This is a genomic window from Cytobacillus sp. FSL R5-0377, assembly GCF_038004385.1.
GTDB lineage: Bacteria > Bacillota > Bacilli > Bacillales > Cytobacillaceae > Cytobacillus.
The window spans coordinates 2,034,114-2,055,873 of record NZ_JBBORA010000001.1; the positions used below are offsets into that span (position 1 = coordinate 2,034,114).

Below are 21,760 nucleotides of genomic sequence, written 5' to 3' on the forward strand. Positions count from 1 at the left end.
TCCTCGTCCTGAGCATACCCAACCGCATTCCATCCCAAAATCATCCCATTGCTCGAATCAGATTTTTCTCTTTAACCTTCGCCAATACCATCCAGCCTATCGCCGCACCGGCAATGCTGCTGATCAGAAACGGCGGCATGAAGAAGAATGCACCAGCTGAACTGCCCATGAGAAGCTTTGCGTACGGAACGGCAAACAATGCACCAATTATGCCGGTGCCCACTACCTCTCCAATGGCAGCCCATATTTTCCGTCTGAATTTCAAATAAAGAACACCAGCCAAAAACGCACCGATCATTCCGCCTAGGAACGCAAGCAGCGTCCCGAATCCAAGCAAATTACGCAGCAATGCAATCATAAAAGCGACAGCTGCTGCCGGCAGGGGACCAAGTGTCACCGCTGCCAATACATTTACCGCATGCTGGACCGGATAGGCCTTAGCTGCTCCTGCGGGAAACCAGAGCAAATGGGATCCGAGTGTCCCTATTGCTACAAATAAAGCCATCGCAGTTAACAATCGGGTTTTGTTCATCTATACCTCCTTTCTAAAAGGGCAGCCTGATTGCTTATCAGGATGAGAAGTATGTATACAAAAAAGCCAGATCCCGACAAGGACCTGGCTTGGTTAAAGTAAATGAATCGACATATAGTCAAATCCTACTTCCCTCCGCTGGCATTAACCAGATCAGGTCCATAAGAGTCGGAAAGCTATACGCGCTTTCCTCTCAGCCCACGCATTCGGGGCACCCCTAGTAGTTACATAGATATTTAATTTGATAAGCTACTTCAAGCTTATCAAATTATTCCGTCAATGTCATCAATCTTTTCGCTTATATACTTTTCTTGATGGATTGAATTAAGCGCTCATCATTTTCTGCTGCGGAGCTTTGAACAGATTCGTCATTAATTAGCGCAATAGGCTTGTCCGTTTTCATTTTGGCTCTTTTTCATAGACTATAATTTTTCATGGCAGGAAGTTTGATAACACTTAATACTTCATTCGAATTAGCTGCAGACCGGCAATATCCTTTAAGCTCCCTACCCCTGCCAGGGAAAGCGACACTTTTGTTTCTTCTATAAAGTTGGCAAGTACTTTTTCAACTCCAGCCTGCCCGCCAATGGCCAGGCCATACACATACGGCCTCCCCAGGCAAACGGCGTCGGCTCCCAGCGCCAGAGCTTTAACCACATCTGAACCTCGTCGAATGCCGCTGTCAAACAAAACCGGGATCCGCCCTTTAACTTCCTTCGCAATCGGTCCGAGCGCATCAATCGCCGCAATCACTCCATCAAGCTGTCTGCCGCCATGATTGGAGACAATGATTCCATCTATCCCTCTTTCAACGGCCAGCCCGGCATCTTCAGGGTGGAGAATGCCCTTTAATAAAATGGGCAGGCTTGTTTTCTCCTTTAATCTCGCAATATGCTCCCAGCTTAATGTTGGATGATGAATATTATTAAGGATTCCCTGTACGATATCGCCATCCTGGAGAGAGGCCATAAAGACTGGATCACTTTCATAATTAGCTTTTCCATAGCCAAGCTTTAAGGGGGAAAAGTTATTTCTTAGATCAGCCTCCCTCCATCCCATCATCACCGTATCAACCGTTAACACAATGGCCTCATACCCCGCTTCCTCCGCGCGCCGGACCATGCTGAACGATGCTTCTTCATAATTGGACCAATATAGCTGGAACCATTTGGGACTCGTGCCTGTGGTGCTGGCTATTTCTTCAATGGAATAACTGGAAACTGTGCTCTGGATAAATGGAATGCCAAATGAAGCTGCTGCACGTGCAGATGCCATTTCTCCCTCATTATGTTCAAGCCGCTGCATTCCAATCGGAGCAAGGAAAATAGGATAAGGATATGTTTTTCCAAATATGTTCACACTTATATCCGGCATGGAAACATCCTTCAGCATTCTCGGCACAATTGAGTATTTTGCAAAGGAGTCGATATTCTTTCTAAGCGTTTCTTCCCCGCCGGCTCCTGATTGAACATAGCCAAAACCGTCTGCTCCCATCACTTTCTCCGCTTCCTTTTCAAGCTCCTTAAATGAAATAGGAAAGTTTTCAGCGAAACTAATATTCTCTACTTTTGCCATTTTCCCGCCCGCCTTTTTTTGAATTTATTGAAAATAATATCATTTTTATGGATTATTTGAAACCATGTAATAATTTTGGAGTCTCTCCCTGGCAAAAAAAGAGTCTCAATAAGCAGGGATTTCACAAAGAATCGGGAATAACCATCTTAACTAAATGAAATTGGAGTGTACCAAATGTTAATCAAGCAGCCTTTTGATGAGTTTCTGAAATTCCATTACGAAAGAGTCAGTAAAAGTAATATGAAAGTCACTTTGCCAGTCCAGCCGCTCTTTATTAACAGCGCTGGACTGGTTCATGGAGGAATTATCTCTACTCTTGCAGATGTAGCGATGGGAAATATTTTTGAGCCGGGTGAAGATCAGCTGCAGTCTGTGGTGACCGCTGATTTAAAGGTAACGTTCCTAAAGGGCGCGACAGGGGAATATCTAATTGCCGATGCTCACCTCGTTAAAAGAGGACGAACTCTCAGCCATACGGATTGCCTGATTTATAACGATCAGGATCAGGTGGTTGCCAAAGCATCGGGGATTTTCGCGTCGATCTAGGGAAACTTCCAATTTTCTGTAATTTAATGATTATCCCCCCTGTCTCAGGGTATAGTTACCTAAAACAAGAGGGAGGATTTCACCATGGAGCATATTGAAGCGATATTGCTTAAATTTGTTATGATTACCGCAATGCTGGGAATTATTTTGACTGGAATTTTTGATATCAGCTTTACTGAAACACTCATTATTAGCGTCATTCTCACTCTAGGGGCTTATGTTCTGGGGGATATGATGATATTCCGTATGTCAGGTGACGAAACAGAGCATACAAAAAGGAATACCATAGCAACCATTTCTGACATTGGTTTAAGCTTTTTTGCCATCTGGCTTTTATGTGAATTAATGGTGTCCGGGAAAGACGGCTTGGCAATGGCAGCCTTTATCTCTGCCCTTTTGATAGGTGCAGGTGAATGGTTCTTTCATGTATACTTGGATAAACGCGTTTTTGCTTATGATGGACATAAATGATATCTGAAGAGACCTCTGCAGGGTCTCTTTTTTTACTTTATGGCCGAAAATGGATATACGAAAGACATATGTTTTAGTATTCGATCTCATTATAATCCTTAGGCTGAGGTACCGGCTGATCCTCTTCATGCTTTCCAAATTCATTGACAAGCTCCATCTCTTCTTTGGGGCCTTGTGTCTGTTTTGTATTTTGCTTATCTCTTTTAGACAATCTATTTTGCTCCCTTCGTTCCGTTTCTAAAATTAATATTTCCCATTTACTGCATTTCACTCATAAATAGAGGATTTTTCCTCCATTTGATTTAAAAGTTCTTCAGCAGGCAGCAACAGGGATCAGGGCAAATCAATCAAACGTTTGATTGATTTGTGTTCACTAAAAAAAGGCGGATAATTTCCGCCCTTTTTGATCAGCTTGCTTGTTCCTCTGCTGGCACTTCCTGTTTCTCCTTAGAAAGGAACCATCCAGCCAATGCAATTCCAACTAATACAGCATAGAATGTAATTTTCCATTCAGCTGACTTAGCAAAACCTTCAGGAAGGATTTCAAGAGCCGGATGTGACATTGTATAGACAGCCAGTTTAACACCAACCCAGCCGACAATACCAAAAGCTGCAATCTCAAGCCCAGGTCTGCGATGAAGCAGATCCACAAAGAGATTTGCGGCAAAACGCATAATGATTAATCCAATCATACCGCCGGCAAAGATGACAAAGAATTTTCCGCCGTCAAGTCCGCCTACATGGCCTAGACCTGAATCCGGAAGTGCTACAGCCAATGCGACTGCCGCCAGAATAGAGTCTACAGCGAAAGCAATATCAGCAAGTTCTACTTTGAAAACCGTCAGCCAAAAGCCTGATTGTTTTTTGGGCTTGGTAACCCCTGCTTCTTCCTCACCTTTTTTCACAAGAAACTTTCTTAATATATGATTAGCCGCGATGAACAGAAGATATAATGCTCCAATGGCTTGAACCTGCCATACGTCAACTAAATATGAAATCGCAAATAAGGATCCGAAACGGAAAACAAAGGCTCCAGCCAATCCGTAGAATAAAGCCCTTTTCCTCTGCTCTTCTGGAAGATGCTTAACCATAATCGCAAGCACCAGCGCATTATCAGCAGCCAATAGACCCTCCAATGCCACAAGCAGCAGCAATACCCAGCCATACTCAAGTATCAATGACAATTCCATCTAAAACACCCTCCCTATTTCACCTTTGTGTATCTTTCGTCTAAACGCTTTTCAATTTTTGCCAGCAATTGTTGATCTTTCAGCAGCTCTTCTTTGTTTTTCTTAACTAATTCTGCGAATGACATCTTTGCTTTTTTCATCCTGGTCTCCTTTCCTTCTAATTTTATAAGTATTGAAAGCTTCACACTGTTTCCCTGCAGTTATGTCGATTGAGGATTTCCATGCCGTCTTTATAAGGCAATAAAAAAACCTCTACCAGCAGGCGGTAAAGGTTTAAAAAACAAAAAGACCTTTACCCGAAACAGGCAAAGGTCTTGCTAACAACGTTAAGGTTGCCAACAAAGCCGGGAGCTCTTAACTCCGAAATGACGACTCTGTTGTAAAAGCTACTCCCCTTTAGGAGAAACTATTCAACTATTTAAAATAATCATACTCTAATTTGTTCAAAATGTCAATACTTAAGCAAATCGGTAATAAATTAAAATGAAAGTCGCTAGGACGAAAATAAAGTTCAGAAATACAAACACAAATTGATCTGCCTTCGTTTTGTGCAGCTTGATCGGCGGGTTATAGAAAGATACTCCTTCAATGATGAAAATAATCAGCACAATATGGATCATAAAATGCCCGATCACCTCTGTCATGCCAAACAGCATTGTAGTTGTGATGAAAATAACTGTCACGACGAAACCAACTACACGGTTAAGAATCCCTACTACAAGAAGGTAACCGACTACAAACTCAATAAATGCAGCCATAACAACGAATGCGGCAGGTGAAAAGCCGAATGTCGGGACTCCATGATTGGCCACAATATCCAGAGACATGCTTGGATATACCCATTTTTCAACAGCCACCCAGCATAAAGATAAACCTGTGCCCAAATATAAGAATGGAAATCCAACCTTCTCCAGCTTCGTGCTGCCGACCAGCAGTACCCCAATAATGGCAACATAATATCCATAATCAAGCATGTGGAATAAGCCATTCTGCATGGTAACGTACACAAACAGCCCCAGTAAAATTACGGCCCCGGCCTTTGTTGAAAAATGATGCGGAATTAGCAGAAAGCCAATTGCTGCCCATGTTAAAATCAATGCAATCGTATTGGTTAAATGAAATTCAGGCGCAAATAGTGTTCCATTCGTTACCTGGAGGATTAATGCGGCAGCCGTTCCATACTTCAAAATATATCTGCTGTATTTGCGGAACCCTGAGAGCCAGTCATCAAGCTTCTTAACTTTAGCCCATTGTGATGTCCTCGGTATAACCAATGTCAATAATGCAAGGACAATCGCAGCTGTCAGGGCCAGTCCCATAAATAAAGGTGATAATATATTTTCAATGGTTTCCTTTTGAGGTACCACGTTCGTGAACCATTTCACATGAGCACTTGTAAAAAAAGGTGTCATGATTAAGCCTAATATTATTAATAACTGAAATATTTTCTTCATGGCTATTGTGCCTCCTTGATGGCTAATAAAAATATATAAACAATATAAGTACAGTTTTAATATAATATACTTCTTATCCATGTAGAGTATTCAAAAATGAACATTATGTGAAATAATTCACATAATGTACAGTTCATGTATTATTACCTTAACTCTTGTAAAACTCTTTTCAATTCCTTTAAACTCCTGTTCCAGCAGTAAAAAAGTTCGAATCCTGTCAGATTCTTTTAGTTTACTAATCTTAAAATAGTGGTTATGATGATAGTTATAATCATGCAAAGGGGTGAGGGAATGAGGAAACGACGGGTAATGCCGCTTTTAATGCTATCTGTTTTTTTATCCTTTCTCATAACCCAATACCCTGGTGTCCATTATAATGACATTCCGATGGACCAAAGCAAAGCAGTAACAGTTTCGGACTATACCGAGAGCTTCCTATTAAAAGATGATCCTAAAAAGCATATCTTCACACTGGATATAATCTCTTTATCCATTACAATCCTGACAGTTATCCTTTTTATATATAGTGCGCTGCACTTCGCCCGCAGGAAAAAGATATTTTATACTCCAATCTTCTATGAGGCGAATTATGTTATTCAAGCTCCTTAATTGTCCAGCAAAACAATTAAAGGAGGAAGGCATAATGTGGATTAGATTTTTAATGATCGGTTTATTTTCATTAACAGCTTCCAGCCTGTTCTTTTATCAGGGAATGGAAATGTATCATGCTTTCACAGATTTCTTTAGACAAAAATAAGAAATTGGCGCCCAGGGACTCCCTGGGCGTTTTTATTAATATATTTAGTTCCCTTGGTTCCATCCGCTTATTTTTGGGGTGCATTAATCCGCTTCATACCCTATGGTCTGTTCTCAAAGGTGCGATTCATCCACATTGGGTCCCTTCACTCCCTCCAGCATCTCCTCAATGGCCCTATTCTTCCTCTTTAGTTCCCTTTATTCACCCTTGTCTATTCTTCCTTATTAGGTCCTTTCACTCCCTATTGCCTCTCCTCAACGGCACTATTCTCCCTCATCAGTTCCTTTCCTTTCATTCTCTCCTCTTCCAAAAGCACTAATCCTAAATACACCTGCAGCCATTCGGCTTTTCAAAAAAGCCATAAAAAAACCGGCCTGCTTTATTCCCAGGCCGGGTATACTTTCTTACTGTGCTTTTGCGTATTTATCGTCTATTTTTTTTTCGATCTTCTCAAGCTCACGACGATCTTTTAAAAGTTCTTCTTTATTATGCTTTATCATTTCAAGCATTGATAATTTTTTCTTTTTCATTTCTGCTCACCTTCTCTCATGATGTTGGTAACCTTCTTGATGCAAGATCTTTGTTATTACAGTGCGGCTTAAAAAACTATCGTCTTATTGCCATGCACGATTACTTTGTCTTCCACATGCCAGGCGACTGCCTGTGCGAGTACCTGCCTCTCCACATGCCTGCCGGCAATTTTGAGATCCTGTGCAGTGTGCCTGTGGTTAACCCGCAGGACATCCTGCTCAATGATCGGCCCTTCATCCAAATCATTTGTCACATAATGGGCGGTTGCCCCAATCAGCTTGACTCCGCGGTTAAACGCCCGTGCATAAGGATTGGCTCCCACGAAGGCCGGCAGGAAGCTGTGATGAATGTTGATAATCCTGTTTGGGTATTTGGAAATAAAGCTCGGCGAAAGAATCTGCATATATCTCGCCAGTACAATGAAATCCGCTTTTCCATCGAGCAGCTCAACCGCCTTTTGCTCGGCTTCCGCTTTAGTATCCGGTGTAATCGGAACATGATGATATGGTATTCCGAAACCCTCCACCACTTCTCTCATGTCGGGATGATTGCTGATCACCAGTGAAATATCCACTTCAAGCTCATTCGATTTCCAGCGCCACAGCAGCTCGAGCAGACAGTGATCCATTTTAGAAACAAATATGGCCATCCGCTTGCGCTCGCCTTTCCCGCTCAGCTTCCATTCCATTGAATATTCTCTTGCCATTTCAGGCAGATCCTCTTTCAGTTTTGAAAAGGACTCGTCAAAATCATTCATATCGAATTCAATCCGCATAAAAAAGATGCCTGCCAGCGGATCAGTTGTGTGCTGGTCAAAATGGACAATATTCGCTTTATGCTCCAGAAGGAAGTTGGAGACTGTGGAAATAATGCCTGGTCTCTCTGGACAGGATATCAGCAATGTCGCCCGGTTTGCGTTAATATTTGTGTTCATAATAGATTCCTCCAAGAGCCTTGCCATCCATATAAAAAGGACAGAAAAAAGGCGGCTTTTTTCCCCCTTCTCTGTCCTTTTACCTGAGAGTTTGACCCCTTTGGTGTCGCAAAGTACATGCGCGCTCTCCAGAGATGCGTCCGACTGCGGTTCTGTCTACCTGAGAGATTGGCTTCAAGGGTATTTTTGAAGCTTGCTCCTTCGGTGGCTACTATATGCTCTCTCCCGCAGCCGTCATTCGCTCTATATTTTTGTTATTTTCAGAATAATATATTTTTTGATTTATGTCAATGGAACTAGGTTCCTTTCACAAAGTTGCCACAATTGCAGGAAAGTTAATTTACTGCATAAATAAGAAAAAGCTTGAAGACAAGTGGACTGACCCGCGGTTTTGAGACTTAGAAAAAACACCTATGCTGCCTGTCCTCTATATTCAATAGGGGACAGGTAGTTTAATTTTGCCTGAATGCGTATTTCGTTATAATAACTCATATATTGATTTACGATATTTACTAACTTACAATGAGAAAGAGAAGATCTTTTTTGATCTTTGAATCCTTCCGACTTTAGCGAGGAGTGAAAGGATTCGATGACGGCATTATCATGGCAGTTTCCCTTTCGGGACATGCTTGTGATCATGCCGTTTTCTTTTGCCATATTCTGAAACGCATAGGAGGTATACACAGCCCCCTGATCCGTATGAATCATGATTCCTTCAGCTGGTTTTCTTTTTTCTAGAGCTTCCCGAAGGGTGCTTAAAACCAATTTAGTTTCCTGGCTTGTGCTCACCTTAAACGCTACAATTTCATTGTTGTACAAATCCATAATTGTCGACAGATAGACCATTGATGGACCATAAGGCAGATATGTAATATCTGTGACCCACTTCTCATTCGGCTTATCTGCTCTAAATTGCCGATTTAATAAGTTTTCAACAATAATATTGGTTTCTCCATTTAAGTATTTAGGTCGCTTCACCTTTATCTGGCATTGCACTTTGTATTTTTGCATAATTCTTTGGACTGTCTTCCGATTAACATCAACCCGATGATTTCGTTTGAGAAGAGCTTTAATTTTCCGGTGACCATAACGAAAATGATTTTCCTCGCAAAGATGTACTATAAGCTCTTCTAATGGACTCATTATGGTGTGAATATACTTTTTCTTCCACCGATAATAAGTAGCTTTTGGTACTTCCAAGGTACCTAAAATACTGATTATAGAATACACAGAAGACAGCTCCTCTACGACTTTTAACACGACTTGCGGCTCCAGCTCCTTTCTATCTCTTGGTACTTTTTTAAAATATCCAGCTGCATCTCCAATTGTTTATTCTTCCTTCTTAATTCATCTACTTCACTTAATTCGTCTGGCCCCTTACCATACGTGTATTGTTTGCCTACGGGCTGAGAAAACCGGTGAACCTGACCTTCTCTATGCCATTTCATCCAAGTTTTGATTTGTGAAACATTTCTAATTCCGAGCTGTTCCATAATTGCCTGATTGCTTAATCCCTTTTGCTTTAACTTAATCGCTTCCCACTTTATTTCTTCTGGATAATGAACTCTTGTCCCCATAAGAAAAACACCTCCAAAAATCGTATAGATATTAAATACGATTCAGGGGGTGTTTTTTCCTTGTCTCATTTTACTGGGTCACTCTAAAAGGTCTCCAAGCTTTTTTCTATAGGGCCGCCTTAGGTTTAGGCTCCCTTTTCTGCCAGGCCATTGTGATAAATAAGGTAACAAGCAATAATACCAGACCTAGAACAAACGGATAGGTTATTCTTACATCGTAAAGTATACCAGCAATCGTTGGCCCCAGAACGTTTCCAATGCTCATATAAGCATTGTTCATTCCCATCGCAAATCCCTGTTCATTACCGGCCATTTTTGAGATTAACGTGGTCAGAACCGGGCGCAGGATAGAAGTTGCAAGGAAAATGATCAGCGAAATAACGAAGAAAAGTGCATAGCTGCCTGCGAACAGTGAGACCAGGAATCCTAATGCTGCAACAGCCAAAAAGATATTTAATACCTTTCCTTCTCCTAATTTCCTAACCACCCGATCAACTACAAACAACTGCACTATAACACTAATAATCCCCGTCGAAGTCACCATAATCGCTATTGCCTGCGGAGTGGCACCATATTCATTATCCAGATAAAGTCCCAGCACTGATTCATAAGCCATTAATCCAAAGCTCATCACCAATGTGATGACAAGAGGAATAAAATAAGGCTTCTTAACAGACATTGCCAGCTTCTTGACCATTGGTTCCTCTTCCGGCATCTCTCCTGGCATGGTCTGCATTGTGCTGCTTTCTTCAAGGAGCATAATGGAAAAGAGAACAGCCACTAAAGAAACAAGCGCTGAAATCAGAAATGGCATTTTCAGGCCAAAGTCTGCCAAAAATCCGCCAATCCCGGGTCCAACTACAATTCCAAGTGACATTGCAGCTGAAACCAGGCCATTCCCTTTTGCACGCTGCTCCATTGTAGTAATATCAGCAATGTAAGCAAAAATAGCTGGAATCAGCAATGCCGCCCCAATGCCTCCAATGACACGTGAAAAGTAAAGCAGCCAAATGGAATCTACTGCATAAAAAACAAGCATGGATAATGTCAAACCAGCTAATCCGTAAATAATCATCTTTCTGCGGCCGTACTGGTCAGCCCATTTTCCCGCAATAGGAGAAAAAATCAGCTGGGCACCCGCAAAAATGGCAATCATTAGGCCTGCGGCTGTTCCCCCCTGATTAATGGATTCCAAATAAGCAGGCAAAATCGGAATAATAATCCCAAAGCTTCCGATCGCAATAAACATATTGATCATCAATATAATCATCTTTTTCTTTTGATCCCCTGACATAGCGGATACCCCTCCTTCTATATGTGAAAAATTTACATTATTTTTTTCGGCACGCTAAATAGCTTATAATGAGACAGGCTGCTTTGTCAAAGGAAAAAAAAGAGAGGCTCCAGCATATACTGAAGCCTCTTGTCTTTACCCCTTAAATTTGTCCGGGAATTGCTTCACAACCGCATCGGAAATAGTGTCTGCCATCATGATTATATGAGAAATTCCATCATCAATCGAAACAATTCTGGCTTCCCAATCCTTTACCAGACTAGATGTTAAATCATTCGTCACCAATTCAAGATGCTTGTACATCAATTTTTTCACATCTTCATTTTTCAGATTAGGATTTGCTCTGCTTAGGAATGCAGCAATCTCATCCGCATTGCGAAACCACTTTTTGTTGAGCTCGTTCACCTTTGCCCCCTGGCCGCTCTTGGCAGCCTCCACAATATCGCCCGCAATAACAATATGCACTTTAAGCAGTTCTGTCAGCTTAGCTCCCGCAGCTTCTCCGTAATAGGGCTTAATGGAATTCCCTATGTCCTCCTGATTTTTAAGTAGACGGGCCAAGACCTGCTTTTGATCCTCTGCTCCTGCTGTTGTGGCACTTGTAATATAGTTGCTTGTCCATAATACATGTTCGATCCATAGTCTGCGAAATTCATTTTCAAACTTAACCTCTGATTGAGTGATACACGGTTTCTGTGCAAATGCACTGCCCGGAGCTGCCAGCATATTCAGCGGCATAAGCAGCATTAATCCTATGATTAGTAATTTCTTCATATCCTTTTCTCCTTCCTAATTGAAAAAGCTTCCTTCTTATTTTGATTATCTTCAGATTTTTCATGCAAAAAAATAAGCTCAAGGCTAATGCCCCAAGCTTTTTCAATCAAACGGTTGATTTATTTGCAAAAACGACTATTTACTCTCAGATAAATCATTTTACTTTTGGATAAACTCTTTTTATTTTCGTATAACCAGATTTATCTTTCGGATAAATTTCACACCGCTGCCACCGCAGCAAAGAATTCATTGTAAAGCGCCTCTACCGCGCGTTTTTCATCCGCTGCCTGGACGCCAAACATCATGCTTACTTCAGATGAACCCTGATTAATCATTTCCATATTGACTTTCGCTTTAGCGAGAGCTTTGGAGGCACGGGCCATCGTTCCGATATTCTGGCGCATCCCCTCTCCAACCACCATAATAAGTGATAGGCTGTGCTGGATTTTTACCTCATCCGCCTGAAGTTCATGCTGTATGCGGCTCAGAATTTCTTCCTCCATCCCAGCAGTAAACTGATTTTCACGCAGAATAATGGAGATGTCATCAATTCCTGATGGAGTATGCTCATAGCTCAGTCCATATTCCTCCAGAATGGTCAGCAGCCTTCTCCCAAAACCGACTTCCCTGTTCATTAAATATTTGCCGACATAGATGCTGCAGAATCCCTGATCACTGGCAATCCCGATTACAGGTCCATTCGTGTTATCCCGCTCGTTCACTATCCTTGTGCCGGGAGCAGATGGATTATTCGTATTTTTTATCTGTACAGGGATGCCAGCCCGAAATGCCGGCACAAGCGCTTCATCATGCAGGACGGTAAAACCCGCATAAGAAAGCTCCCGCATTTCCCGGTATGTCAGTTCTTTGATTTCTTTAGGGCTTTCCACAATAAATGGATTAACCGAATAAACGGCATCCACATCTGTAAAGTTCTCATATAAATCCGCCTTGACTGCCCCGGCCAAAATGGAGCCTGTCACATCCGATCCGCTTCTTGAAAATGTGAACACCTGCCCATCCCTGCTGTATCCAAAGAAACCCGGAAAAACAATGATCCCATCCTGTTCCCTTAATGAAAGCAGATTGTCATATGCTTCAGGAAGCACCTGCGCATTGCCGGGCTCAGGGCTGACAAGCAATCCGGCTTCCTTCGGGTTCACATATCTTGCTTCGAGGCCCTGATGCTGAAAATAGGCTGCTACAAGCTTAGCGTTATTATCCTCGCCGCTTGCCTTAATCAGATCCATGAACGCTTCAGGATCGTGCGTATCACTGGAGAGCCTTGAAAAAAGATCCTCCCTGATTGTATCTTTAATAGCAGGCCCAAGCTCCAATTCATCCGCCATTTGGCCATACCGCTCCAATACAGCTTCTGCCAAGTCAACTGGATCTTCCCCGTGAATCCGTTTCTCTGCACAGGCGATTAATAAATCAGTAACCTTGTCATCCCCTGAAAATCGCTTCCCTGGAGCCGAGACAACAATGATCTTCCGCTCTGGATCGGCAGTTACAATATTGAAAACCTTCTCGATTTGCTTTCCGGATGCTAAAGAGGATCCTCCGAACTTCACGACATTCATCCTGACATCTCCCAATCTCTGAAAATTTAATCTTTATTTTACTCTTATCCCAACAGAAATCAAGAGAAAATCTACCCCTAAAACACAAGTGTTCACCAGAAAAACACATAAAGATATATAAATATATTAATTATTCATATTCATTAGGATTATATCGCTGAAAATTATTATTTTAAAAAAACAATAGAAAACGCTTACATTTTATTTTTTACTTTTGCGTATTGCGTAGAGTAAAAATAGGTTTCCCCCCTCTTAAATTGGGGTATATGTTAAGGATATTATATAAAGAATTAAATCGTAAAAACACGGGAAGGGAAAAGGTTTATGGGAATCCTAGTTGTGGACGATAATCAAGCCAACTTATTTGTTATTCAACATATATTAAAACGCGCCGGGTATAAAGATCATCTAACGTTTTCTTCTGCTAAAGATATGTTTCAGTATCTTCAGGGATATTCACCATTTTCAGCTGATATTAAAGCAGATATCATTCTGATGGATATTATGATGCCTGAAATGGATGGAATTGAAGCATGCCGCCAGCTTCAGCAAGATCCGCTTTTGAAGGATATTCCGGTGATTTTTGTAACTGCATTGGAGGACTCCAATAAGGTTGCAGAAGCTCTCGATGCGGGCGGGACTGATTATGTAATGAAGCCTATTAATAAGACGGAACTGCTTGCCCGCATTCGGGCTGCCTTAAGGCTTAAATATGAAAAGGACTGGCATAAGGAGCAGGATAATAAAATTAAAAATGAATTGGATTTATCCATGCAGGTACAAACCAGCATGCTGAGCGAACCGATTTATCATGAACATACGCTGTTAAAGGCTTCCTACCTGCCAGCCAATAAACTCGCAGGGGATATGTATTATTGGCATCAAATAGATGAACACCGCTATGCTGCCATACAGCTTGATATGATGGGCCACGGAATTTCAGCTTCCCTAGTATGCATGTTTATCTCTTCTGTTCTCAGAGATGCCATCAGAACATGCAGTGACCCCGAATATGTGATGAAGGAATTGAATCGCTGGATGAATTCACTGAATCAGCGTAATCAGCGTATTCCATATTACTTTACAGCCATTTATCTTGTCCTCAATAAAAAAGACAAAACAATTGAGTATGTAAATGCCGGGCACCCAGCCGGATATGCTCTTGTTGATAAAAATGAAATGCTCAGCTTATCAAGCAATATGTGTGCAGTCGGCTTTTTTGAAGATATTGCAATCCAAAAAGAAACGATTCCCTATACAGAGTCCATTCAGCTGCTATTGTTTACAGACGGTGTTGAAGAAGCAGTTGAGCAGAACAATCCCAATCCAAGTGAGTATCTTCAGCGCTTCGCATCCTTTTATTGGACTGCAGCCAGAACAGCAGAGCCAATCGATATGATACTGACTAAGCAGCAGCAGGTAAGCGCTGATGATGATATGTGTGTTGTGCTGATTCAGGCAGATTAGGATGTGTACATAATATTTTTTCGCTTATCATTGTTGTCCGTTGATTACCTGTAAAAACACCCTATACAAAAAAAACAGAGTGCAGTCCTTTAAGATAGGATCTGCACTCTGTTTTTATTTTTTACATCAGAAATTTTTCTAAAAATCTTTTCCTGCAGGTTGATTTCTTCAAATACAGGGTCATCCATCCGCAGCGCTTCCTTGCTTCCAAGCCCCAGAACTCCTCCCATACTAAGGCTTTCATTAAATAGATTAATAACGTGACGCTGCAGGTCAGTATTAAAATAGATCATCACATTGCGGCAAATAATCACATGAAATTCATTAAAGGAGCCATCCGTCACCAGATTATGCTGGGCAAAAACCATTCGATCAAGCAGAGATGCATTCAGATAAGCTGCTTCACAATCGGTTGTGTAGTATTCAGAAAAGGATTTTTTCCCGCCTGCCATAATGTAATTCTTTGTATAGAGCTGCATTTTTTGCAGAGGGATTACTCCGCTCTCTGCCTTCTTAAGCACCTTCTCATTGATGTCTGTAGCGTAAATTTTAGTTCGTTCACCCAGCCCCTCTTCTTCCATCAAAATAGACATGGAGTAGGCTTCTTCTCCAGTTGAACACCCTGCATGCCAAATTCTGATCTCCGGCAATTCGCTGAGCATCGGGACAACCTCCCCTCGAAAAGCTTTAAAAAAAGAAGGGTCCCGGAACATTTCTGTCACATTGATTGAAAAATCGCTCAGTACCTTTTGCAGATACCCTTCTTCATGTATAACCTTTTCTGTAAGGCTTGTTATACTGGGCAGCCGATCCCTGCTAAGCCGGGTTTGGATTCTCCTGGCAATTGATGATCGCATATATTGCCGGAAATCATATCCGGATAAACTATAAATGGCTTTTAAAAGCAATTCTATTTCTAATTCTTCCTTATTCAAGTCCTTCATTCCTCTACTTTCAAGAACAGATGATGTATTGACAGTGTCTGCAGGCTGCCTGCTATGAAAGCCATACTCTCATCACAGACAGGAGCTGGTCCAGTTTTAACGGCTTGCTGATATAATCTGTTGCTCCTGCTTCCATACACTTTTCCCTATCGCCCTTCATTGCTTTGGCAGTAAGGGCAATGATTGGAACATCCTGGTGCCTGTCCAGCCCGCGTAGCCTCTTCATGGTTTCATATCCATCCATAACCGGCATCATAATATCCATCAGGACTATATCAATCTGTTCTGTACCCATGATTAAATCGAGACACTGCATTCCGTTTTCAGCTGTAAGGACATTCATGCCCTCTTTTTTCAATGCGTTTTTCAGTGCATAAATATTTCGGTGGTCATCATCAACTACGATGACGGTTTTGTCTTTGAGCTCCGCACCTGTATGCTGATGCTCTGCTTCAGCATCCCCTTCGACATCTTGTGTTACAGCTGTTTCAGACACTGCCGGGACGGGTTCAGCGGTTACAGCTGCTTCTTCAAAAGCAAGTGACCCCGTCTCTATTTCAGGCATTCCGTTTGGCAGATTCGGAATCACCAGTGTAAACCGGCTTCCCTTTCCTTCCTCGCTCTCAACTTTGCAAATACCGCCGAGCAGCTGGGCAAACTCTTTTGATATGGACAATCCAAGGCCTGTTCCGCCATATTTTCTCATTGTTGCGCCGTCGGCCTGCTGGAAGGCTTCAAAAATAAGCTGCTGCTTCTCGGAGGGAATGCCAATCCCTGTATCAGTCACTGTTATTTTCAGCCAGTCATTTGTATAGCTGGATAACGGCAAGCCCAAGACATCGCTTGGTGAAGCCTTTTCAAACGTCACTGCTACCGAACCTTCTTCCGTAAACTTAAAGGCATTTGAAAGGAGGTTTTTCACAATCTGCTGCAGCCGCTGCTCATCGGTATTGAATACAGGAGGAACGTCCTCAGCAGAACTTACAGTAAATTCAAGCTTTTTATGCTTGGCCACCTGTGTAAAATGCTGCTTCATCCTCTGCGACATTTCACTCATATTGACTTCCTCAAAGCTGATCTCCAGCTTCCCTACTTCTACTTTCGAAAGATCAAGGATATCATTAATCAGAGTAAGCAAGTCCTGTCCTGATGTATGAATAACCTTGGAAAATTCCTTCTGCTCCTCAGTCAGGATTTGATCCGGATCTTCTGCCAGCATTTCCGATAAAAGCAGGATACTGTTAAGCGGGGTACGAAGCTCATGCGACATATTTGCCAAAAACTCTGATTTGTATTTTGAACTGAGGCCCAGCTGTTTTGCTTTTTCCTCCAGCTCTTCCTTTGCAGCCTGAAGTTCTTCGGATTTCATTTCAGCATCTCTGGAGCGCTCTTCAAGCTGCTCATTAATCATACGCAGCTCTTCGGATTGACTCTGCATTTCTTCAGATTGCGCCTGCAGCTCCTCCGACTGGGACTGCAGCTCTTCAGCCTGTGCCTGCAGTTCCTCTGTCTGTGCCTGGGATTCAGCCAGTAAACGTTCAATCTCCATTCTTCCTGAAATATTCGTAATGGCTATTCCTAATGTTTCAATTACCTTTTCCAATAATTTAACCTGTGCATCAGTGAATGGCATCAAACTTGCCAGTTCCACAACTGCTACTGCCTCATCCTTCAGAATGACAGGTGCCATCATAATGCTTTTCGGCCGGACATCCCCCAGGCCAGTTGATAGGAGCTTGTAATCCTCGGGAACATCGTGCAGGAATATCGTTTTCTTATCTCTTACCGCTTGGCCTGCTATTCCTTCTCCCTCATAGAAAAAGTCACGTCCTGCATCCCCGGCTCCACCTGCATAGGCAGCCTGTTTCCTAAATACAGGTTTGCTTCCGCTATCATCTTTCACATAAATGATTCCAAGATTGGCTCCTACAGCAGGTGTCAGCCGCGAAATAAGGTCATCCGCCAAATTGGCTATCGTTACATGCTGACTATAGATACTAACCAATGAAGCAGATTGGCTTTGAATCCAGTTCTGTTCACTAATTTCAGCAGAATAGCGCTGTTCTTTCTCGTAATAGTTCTCAAGGGAATCAGCCATCGAGTTAAAGGCTTTCGCAATTTCCCCAATTTCATCTTTTGTTTCGATATTCAGCCTTGAAATGGATGAAAGGTCCTGATAATCAATATCCTTAATGCCTTTTGTAATCAAGCTGATGCTTCGGCCTGTGCTTCTGATTACCCAAACCGTTACTCCGATGATTAAAACAATGGCTATTGCTACCGCAGCAACCAAAGTTGAGACTAACTGGCTATACGTGTCATTTGCACTCTCCAGTGAATCAGCCATTAGGGATTCCTGATACTCTTTAAAATCAGCCAGCTTGATCAGCAGTGCGCTTCGGTTTTCTCTCTCACTTCTATATAGTGCTTCCAGAGAATCCATTTCACCGCTTCCCATTAATTCAGTGAAGCTGGTTTGCATTTGAGCATATGATTGGTATGCCCGCTCTACTTCTTTTAAGAGCAATCTCGAGTTCTGTCTATTTAATTCCTGCTCTAAATTAACTATTCGGGTTTGTATCCCCTCATGGTTGGCTTTCACCAATTCAGCCGTCTTGACTGTATCTGCGGATTCTTTGTCTGTGAGCACACTCAGCAGCTCTTGGTCAGTCTGGTAAAATAGCTGTCTGATTTCTGTAGCCTGACTTACCTTATAATATCGATCCTCCACTATTTCCAGCATGTTTGCCTTTATTCCGTTCACCATTGACAGAATGACAAACATTAGAATAAATAAAAAAAATACGGTTAAGCCCAACCCCAACATTTGCTTTCTTTTAAAGCTCACCTGTTCTCTCCTTCTTTCCCCCGATTTTATTCATCATTTTCCTGTTCATATACTTGCTTATGAGATTAAGGTTTTAATAGACTAACTTCTATACCCTTATATAAGATAAATCAAACCCTATTTTTCTATTTTTCCATAAAAAAAAAGGAAGGATATCTCCTTCCTAATGCTTACCTATATTCTTTAACCTTTTCCCCTGCTGAAGTCATCCATTCAAACTGTCGAAGCTTCAGATCAAATAGTGTCAGAGGATCCTGATAAATCTCTGGATTTTTGCGCATCTCGTTTAATGCTTCTTTATTTTCTGCAATGTTGGTATATGACTCTTCGACTGTATGATTCAACACGTCAAACGGATTTCGGAAGAACATTTTAATATCCCGCTCTAGCGATTTCTCAAAGAGTTCGAATTGCTGCATGAATTTATCGGTGATGAATTCTGCGATTTCACTATAGTCTTCATGCTCAATAAACTGTTTATATTTATTATGGAGCATGGTTTTGTTCTGCTGAATCGCTCCAAGAAGCTTTCCTGCACTCTTAAGCAGGAACTGAGAAGGCGAAAAGCGGTTTAGAATGTTGGCCTTTTCCAGCTGAACACTTCCACGCGTCATCCGGTCCGCGTCACGGCGCCAGTCATCCAGCACCCTGAAATCACAGCCCAATGCGATTTTCTCCTCGCCGTATAGCTCATTGAAGCCTTCGCTCATCTCATCTAAATATGCCTGGCTGCTTCTGAACTCTCCTTCACTTTCCATAATCCACTCCTTAATGGAAACATGAAACTCAGGCAAAACCGTACCTTCAATATATTGATGTATCCGATTATTCATTTCATCATTTAGCTCAGAATGGATTTTTCCGAAATCACTGTCTTCTGTCACCATTTCTGAACAGTTCCGAAGCAGTTCCGGAATCTGTTTCTTAAGATCCGCTCTCATTTCATCTTTAATCTTACTGTAAGATCTTTTAATTGTCCGGACCTTCTCTTCTTCTATATCCATCAGCTGATTATTGGCACCCTTTAGCTTAGTCACCATCTCTTCGTTCCATTTAATCGTATCAATCAAGCTGTTTTCCATCTCAACGCGTTTTTCAAGAAGGAATTTGATGGATTTTTTTATATAGTAAAGAACCTTTGCTGTACGCTCTTCTTTCCGGTCCCGTTCATCCATCATCGACTTGATAAAGACGGCTAAATCGTTAAGCTGGCTTTCACTTTCATAATAGGCGGAGAAAGCAAACACCTTTGCTTTTGGAAAATAGGTATGAACGCGTGACTGAGTTTCATCAAGAAGCTCAATAGCATCCTGACTGTCAGGAATCCGGTCCATTTTACTGAGAAGAAAATGAATAGGCAGTTTCGGTGCCTGTTCTTTCATTCTAACAGCAAGATCCAGCTCTTTATCAGTCAGTGGCGAATCCGCATTCAGGACAAATAGCATACTGTCAGCGAAATGAAGATATTGGAACACACCATTTCTGAACTTGCTCTGCCCCGCAAGACCTGGTGTGTCTATGACAGCAAGTCCATTATTCTGTAAAAAGTTGAAGGGCATTCTGCAGCGGATGAGCGTCTGCTGGCTTTTCTCGGCGCTTTGCCTAAAATCGTCAAGATCAGAAATGCTTCGTACTTCCTCATCCGTAATAGCATAGATTTCTGCCTCGTTACTATCCTTAAACAGCACTGAAGCAGAGGTAGAATCTCCCATCAGCTCCTCCCCGAGAAGAGTGTTCACAAACGAGGATTTACCATTTGAAGCTGCACCGGCAATCAGCAAATGCCCGGAATCCAAATCGAGCAGCTCGCGGACCATCCATTCAAATCGCTCACCCATCAGTACGCCTTTTTCCTTTGCCCATTTCATGATCGTTTCGAAAAGCTTGAAGCTTTCCTCCAGACCTTCCTGATAACGGACAGAACTGTTCACAAGGCTTTCTGCTTCACTGACAGCTGATGCATCAATATTGGAAGGGAATATTTCGCTCCACGCCAGCACCGCTGATGCCGAAATAAGATAATGAGAAGGGGCAGCTATTTTCACCCAATTCGTCAGGTGGTTTGGGATCAGATGAGATAAATCCCGGATTAAATGCTTGCCGCTGATCAGTTCGAGATACGTATCTTTGTATAGCTCCGAAAGCACGCTCCATGTATGTGATCGTCCGGGCTCCATATTCAGGAGAATGTGATTATATTCTTTCAGCCATGAGAAATATAGATCTGATTTCTTGTAGCTATCCCACATCGCCGCTGATAAACCTTCAAAGTGAGCCAGATCCGCACGGTGCAGCACCGAAAGTGCCTCACTGAAATAATTCGGTTCTACTTTAGCTGTACGCCCCTGCTCTACATATGAATGAAGAACTTCAAACCACGATATGGATTCCGTCCTGATTGCTTCATTGACAGCCAGCTCTACCGCATTTCCCCAATCACTATGTTCTTCAAAGAATCCGCGTGCCAGATCGGTCACATCCGGATAATCCGGATTTAGCCGAACCGCATTTTTAATGGATTCAACAGCCAATTCAAGCTTTCCGCGCTGTATGTAAAGTGAAAACAGCTGGAGGAGCACTTCTGTCTTTAACACCTCTGAATCTGTTTCAATCGATTTATATAAGTCCTCTGCATTTGAAAGCAAATCTAATTCAAAATAGGCATCTGCCATATTTTTTTGTGCCCATGGCCCCAATTCATTCGGAATGCTCTCCCATTTAAAAATGGCCGCTTCATAATCCTTGTTAAGGAAATAGACTTCACCCTGGGCGAAGCGTATATTAGCTAAATCAGGCACCTCGTTCTGCTGCTCAGCCACATACAATTCACCCAAAACCCTGATCGGATGCACATTTTCATTTGATTCCATGAAGGTCTTATAGAAGGTTTTGCTGATTAGCTGCTTTTCTAAAGTCATCTTGATCCCCCGCAGTACTATTTTTAAAAGTGCGCCTAAAGGCGGCTTTTAAAAAAATTTTATTGATTCAGGATGCTGATTCCCTAATTTCATAGAGCTTTATCAGCATGATTTATAAAAGAAGCGGAAGGCGCCCGCCTATCGGCTCAAATCATAAGACTAGCGGCTGAAAGTCTGTTCTTTACCTTTTGGCCTGATTAGCTTAGGAACCTCGAGCCGATGGCGCCTGGAGCTAGACAGTTATCTAACTTCAGAATTTACCTTCTTATCTTAAAAAACGCATAATACGCCAATTTTCATCCTTTATCCCTATATTGTAGCAAAAATTTTTCTGCAAAAAATTTCATTTCTCTATCATTTTTGAA

Annotated in this window: 19 protein-coding genes and 2 riboswitches; of the genes, 4 read left to right on the forward strand and 15 right to left on the reverse strand. The window is 42.0% G+C overall.

The features are described 5' to 3' along the window. Positions 1 to 40: 40 nt before the first annotated feature. Positions 41 to 532 (reverse strand): energy coupling factor transporter S component ThiW, encoded by a 492-nt coding sequence (gene thiW, locus NSQ49_RS10480; RefSeq protein WP_251284963.1) that lies wholly within the window; start codon positions 530 to 532, stop codon positions 41 to 43. Positions 533 to 645: 113 nt separating this feature from the next. Further along, a riboswitch (TPP riboswitch) is annotated at positions 646 to 761 on the reverse strand. Between the two features lie 227 nt (positions 762 to 988). Further along, a complete protein-coding gene (locus NSQ49_RS10485) occupies positions 989 to 2,107 on the reverse strand; it encodes an alpha-hydroxy-acid oxidizing protein (protein ID WP_159869016.1) in 1,119 nt (372 codons plus the stop codon). A 174-nt stretch (positions 2,108 to 2,281) separates the two neighbouring features. On the opposite strand from NSQ49_RS10485, the gene NSQ49_RS10490 reads away from it, so the two are divergent. Continuing rightward, complete coding sequence (locus tag NSQ49_RS10490) at positions 2,282 to 2,653, forward strand: PaaI family thioesterase (protein ID WP_159869019.1); 372 nt, start codon at positions 2,282 to 2,284, stop codon at positions 2,651 to 2,653. An 84-nt stretch (positions 2,654 to 2,737) separates the two neighbouring features. After that, positions 2,738 to 3,124 carry a DUF2512 family protein gene (locus NSQ49_RS10495; protein WP_159869022.1) on the forward strand — a complete coding sequence of 129 codons (387 nt, stop codon included), beginning with the start codon at positions 2,738 to 2,740 and terminating at the stop codon, positions 3,122 to 3,124. Between the two features lie 73 nt (positions 3,125 to 3,197). Here the strand turns inward: NSQ49_RS10495 and NSQ49_RS10500 are convergent, their stop codons facing one another. The 4 genes from NSQ49_RS10500 to NSQ49_RS10515 form a co-directional block, all read right to left on the reverse strand. Beyond that, positions 3,198 to 3,335 carry a hypothetical protein gene (locus tag NSQ49_RS10500; protein ID WP_159869025.1) on the reverse strand — a complete coding sequence of 46 codons (138 nt, stop codon included), beginning with the start codon at positions 3,333 to 3,335 and terminating at the stop codon, positions 3,198 to 3,200. Positions 3,336 to 3,531: 196 nt separating this feature from the next. Beyond that, the gene (locus NSQ49_RS10505; protein WP_159869028.1) at positions 3,532 to 4,314 is read right to left on the reverse strand and encodes a TerC family protein; all 783 of its coding nucleotides are present in this window, start codon (positions 4,312 to 4,314) and stop codon (positions 3,532 to 3,534) included. Positions 4,315 to 4,328: 14 nt separating this feature from the next. Further along, positions 4,329 to 4,454: an FbpB family small basic protein gene (locus tag NSQ49_RS10510; RefSeq protein ID WP_159869031.1), complete on the reverse strand. Its 126-nt coding sequence runs from the start codon at positions 4,452 to 4,454 to the stop codon at positions 4,329 to 4,331. A 318-nt stretch (positions 4,455 to 4,772) separates the two neighbouring features. Then, positions 4,773 to 5,768: a hypothetical protein gene (locus NSQ49_RS10515; protein WP_159869034.1), complete on the reverse strand. Its 996-nt coding sequence runs from the start codon at positions 5,766 to 5,768 to the stop codon at positions 4,773 to 4,775. A gap of 291 nt (positions 5,769 to 6,059) precedes the next feature. On the opposite strand from NSQ49_RS10515, the gene NSQ49_RS10520 reads away from it, so the two are divergent. After that, positions 6,060 to 6,377 carry a hypothetical protein gene (locus NSQ49_RS10520; protein ID WP_159869037.1) on the forward strand — a complete coding sequence of 106 codons (318 nt, stop codon included), beginning with the start codon at positions 6,060 to 6,062 and terminating at the stop codon, positions 6,375 to 6,377. Positions 6,378 to 6,929: 552 nt separating this feature from the next. Here NSQ49_RS10520 and NSQ49_RS10525 read toward each other — a convergent pair. The 6 genes from NSQ49_RS10525 to NSQ49_RS10550 form a co-directional block, all read right to left on the reverse strand. After that, on the reverse strand, positions 6,930 to 7,055 hold the full coding sequence (locus NSQ49_RS10525) for an FbpB family small basic protein (protein ID WP_159869040.1): 126 nt from the start codon (positions 7,053 to 7,055) through the stop codon (positions 6,930 to 6,932). A 68-nt stretch (positions 7,056 to 7,123) separates the two neighbouring features. After that, on the reverse strand, positions 7,124 to 7,990 hold the full coding sequence (gene purU, locus NSQ49_RS10530; RefSeq protein WP_159869043.1) for a formyltetrahydrofolate deformylase: 867 nt from the start codon (positions 7,988 to 7,990) through the stop codon (positions 7,124 to 7,126). 137 nt (positions 7,991 to 8,127) lie between these two features. Then, positions 8,128 to 8,228: riboswitch (glycine riboswitch) on the reverse strand. Between the two features lie 173 nt (positions 8,229 to 8,401). Then, positions 8,402 to 9,567, reverse strand: a protein-coding gene (locus tag NSQ49_RS10535; protein WP_341070733.1) for an IS3 family transposase whose coding sequence is annotated in 2 segments (ribosomal slippage) — positions 8,402 to 9,291 and positions 9,291 to 9,567 — 1,167 coding nt in all. Because the reading frame shifts where the segments join, the coding sequence is not laid out codon by codon here. Positions 9,568 to 9,673: 106 nt separating this feature from the next. Then, on the reverse strand, positions 9,674 to 10,861 hold the full coding sequence (locus tag NSQ49_RS10540; RefSeq protein ID WP_159869046.1) for an MFS transporter: 1,188 nt from the start codon (positions 10,859 to 10,861) through the stop codon (positions 9,674 to 9,676). Positions 10,862 to 10,996: 135 nt separating this feature from the next. Beyond that, positions 10,997 to 11,635, reverse strand: coding sequence for a glycosyltransferase (locus tag NSQ49_RS10545; RefSeq protein WP_251284317.1), 639 nt, complete (start codon positions 11,633 to 11,635; stop codon positions 10,997 to 10,999). A gap of 218 nt (positions 11,636 to 11,853) precedes the next feature. Then, positions 11,854 to 13,218: an aspartate kinase gene (locus NSQ49_RS10550; protein WP_159869052.1), complete on the reverse strand. Its 1,365-nt coding sequence runs from the start codon at positions 13,216 to 13,218 to the stop codon at positions 11,854 to 11,856. 324 nt (positions 13,219 to 13,542) lie between these two features. Between NSQ49_RS10550 and NSQ49_RS10555 the strand changes: the two genes are divergently transcribed. Continuing rightward, positions 13,543 to 14,685: a fused response regulator/phosphatase gene (locus NSQ49_RS10555; RefSeq protein WP_159869055.1), complete on the forward strand. Its 1,143-nt coding sequence runs from the start codon at positions 13,543 to 13,545 to the stop codon at positions 14,683 to 14,685. Positions 14,686 to 14,774: 89 nt separating this feature from the next. On the opposite strand, the gene NSQ49_RS10560 is transcribed toward NSQ49_RS10555, so the two are convergent. From NSQ49_RS10560 to NSQ49_RS10570, 3 genes are all read right to left on the reverse strand, one after another. Beyond that, positions 14,775 to 15,629, reverse strand: a complete 855-nt coding sequence (locus tag NSQ49_RS10560; protein WP_251284318.1) for a CheR family methyltransferase — start codon at positions 15,627 to 15,629, stop codon at positions 14,775 to 14,777. Between the two features lie 52 nt (positions 15,630 to 15,681). Then, positions 15,682 to 18,477, reverse strand: coding sequence for an ATP-binding protein (locus tag NSQ49_RS10565; RefSeq protein WP_251284319.1), 2,796 nt, complete (start codon positions 18,475 to 18,477; stop codon positions 15,682 to 15,684). A gap of 170 nt (positions 18,478 to 18,647) precedes the next feature. After that, the gene (locus NSQ49_RS10570) at positions 18,648 to 21,395 is read right to left on the reverse strand and encodes a dynamin family protein (RefSeq protein WP_251284320.1); all 2,748 of its coding nucleotides are present in this window, start codon (positions 21,393 to 21,395) and stop codon (positions 18,648 to 18,650) included. Between the last annotated feature and the right edge of the window lie 365 nt (positions 21,396 to 21,760).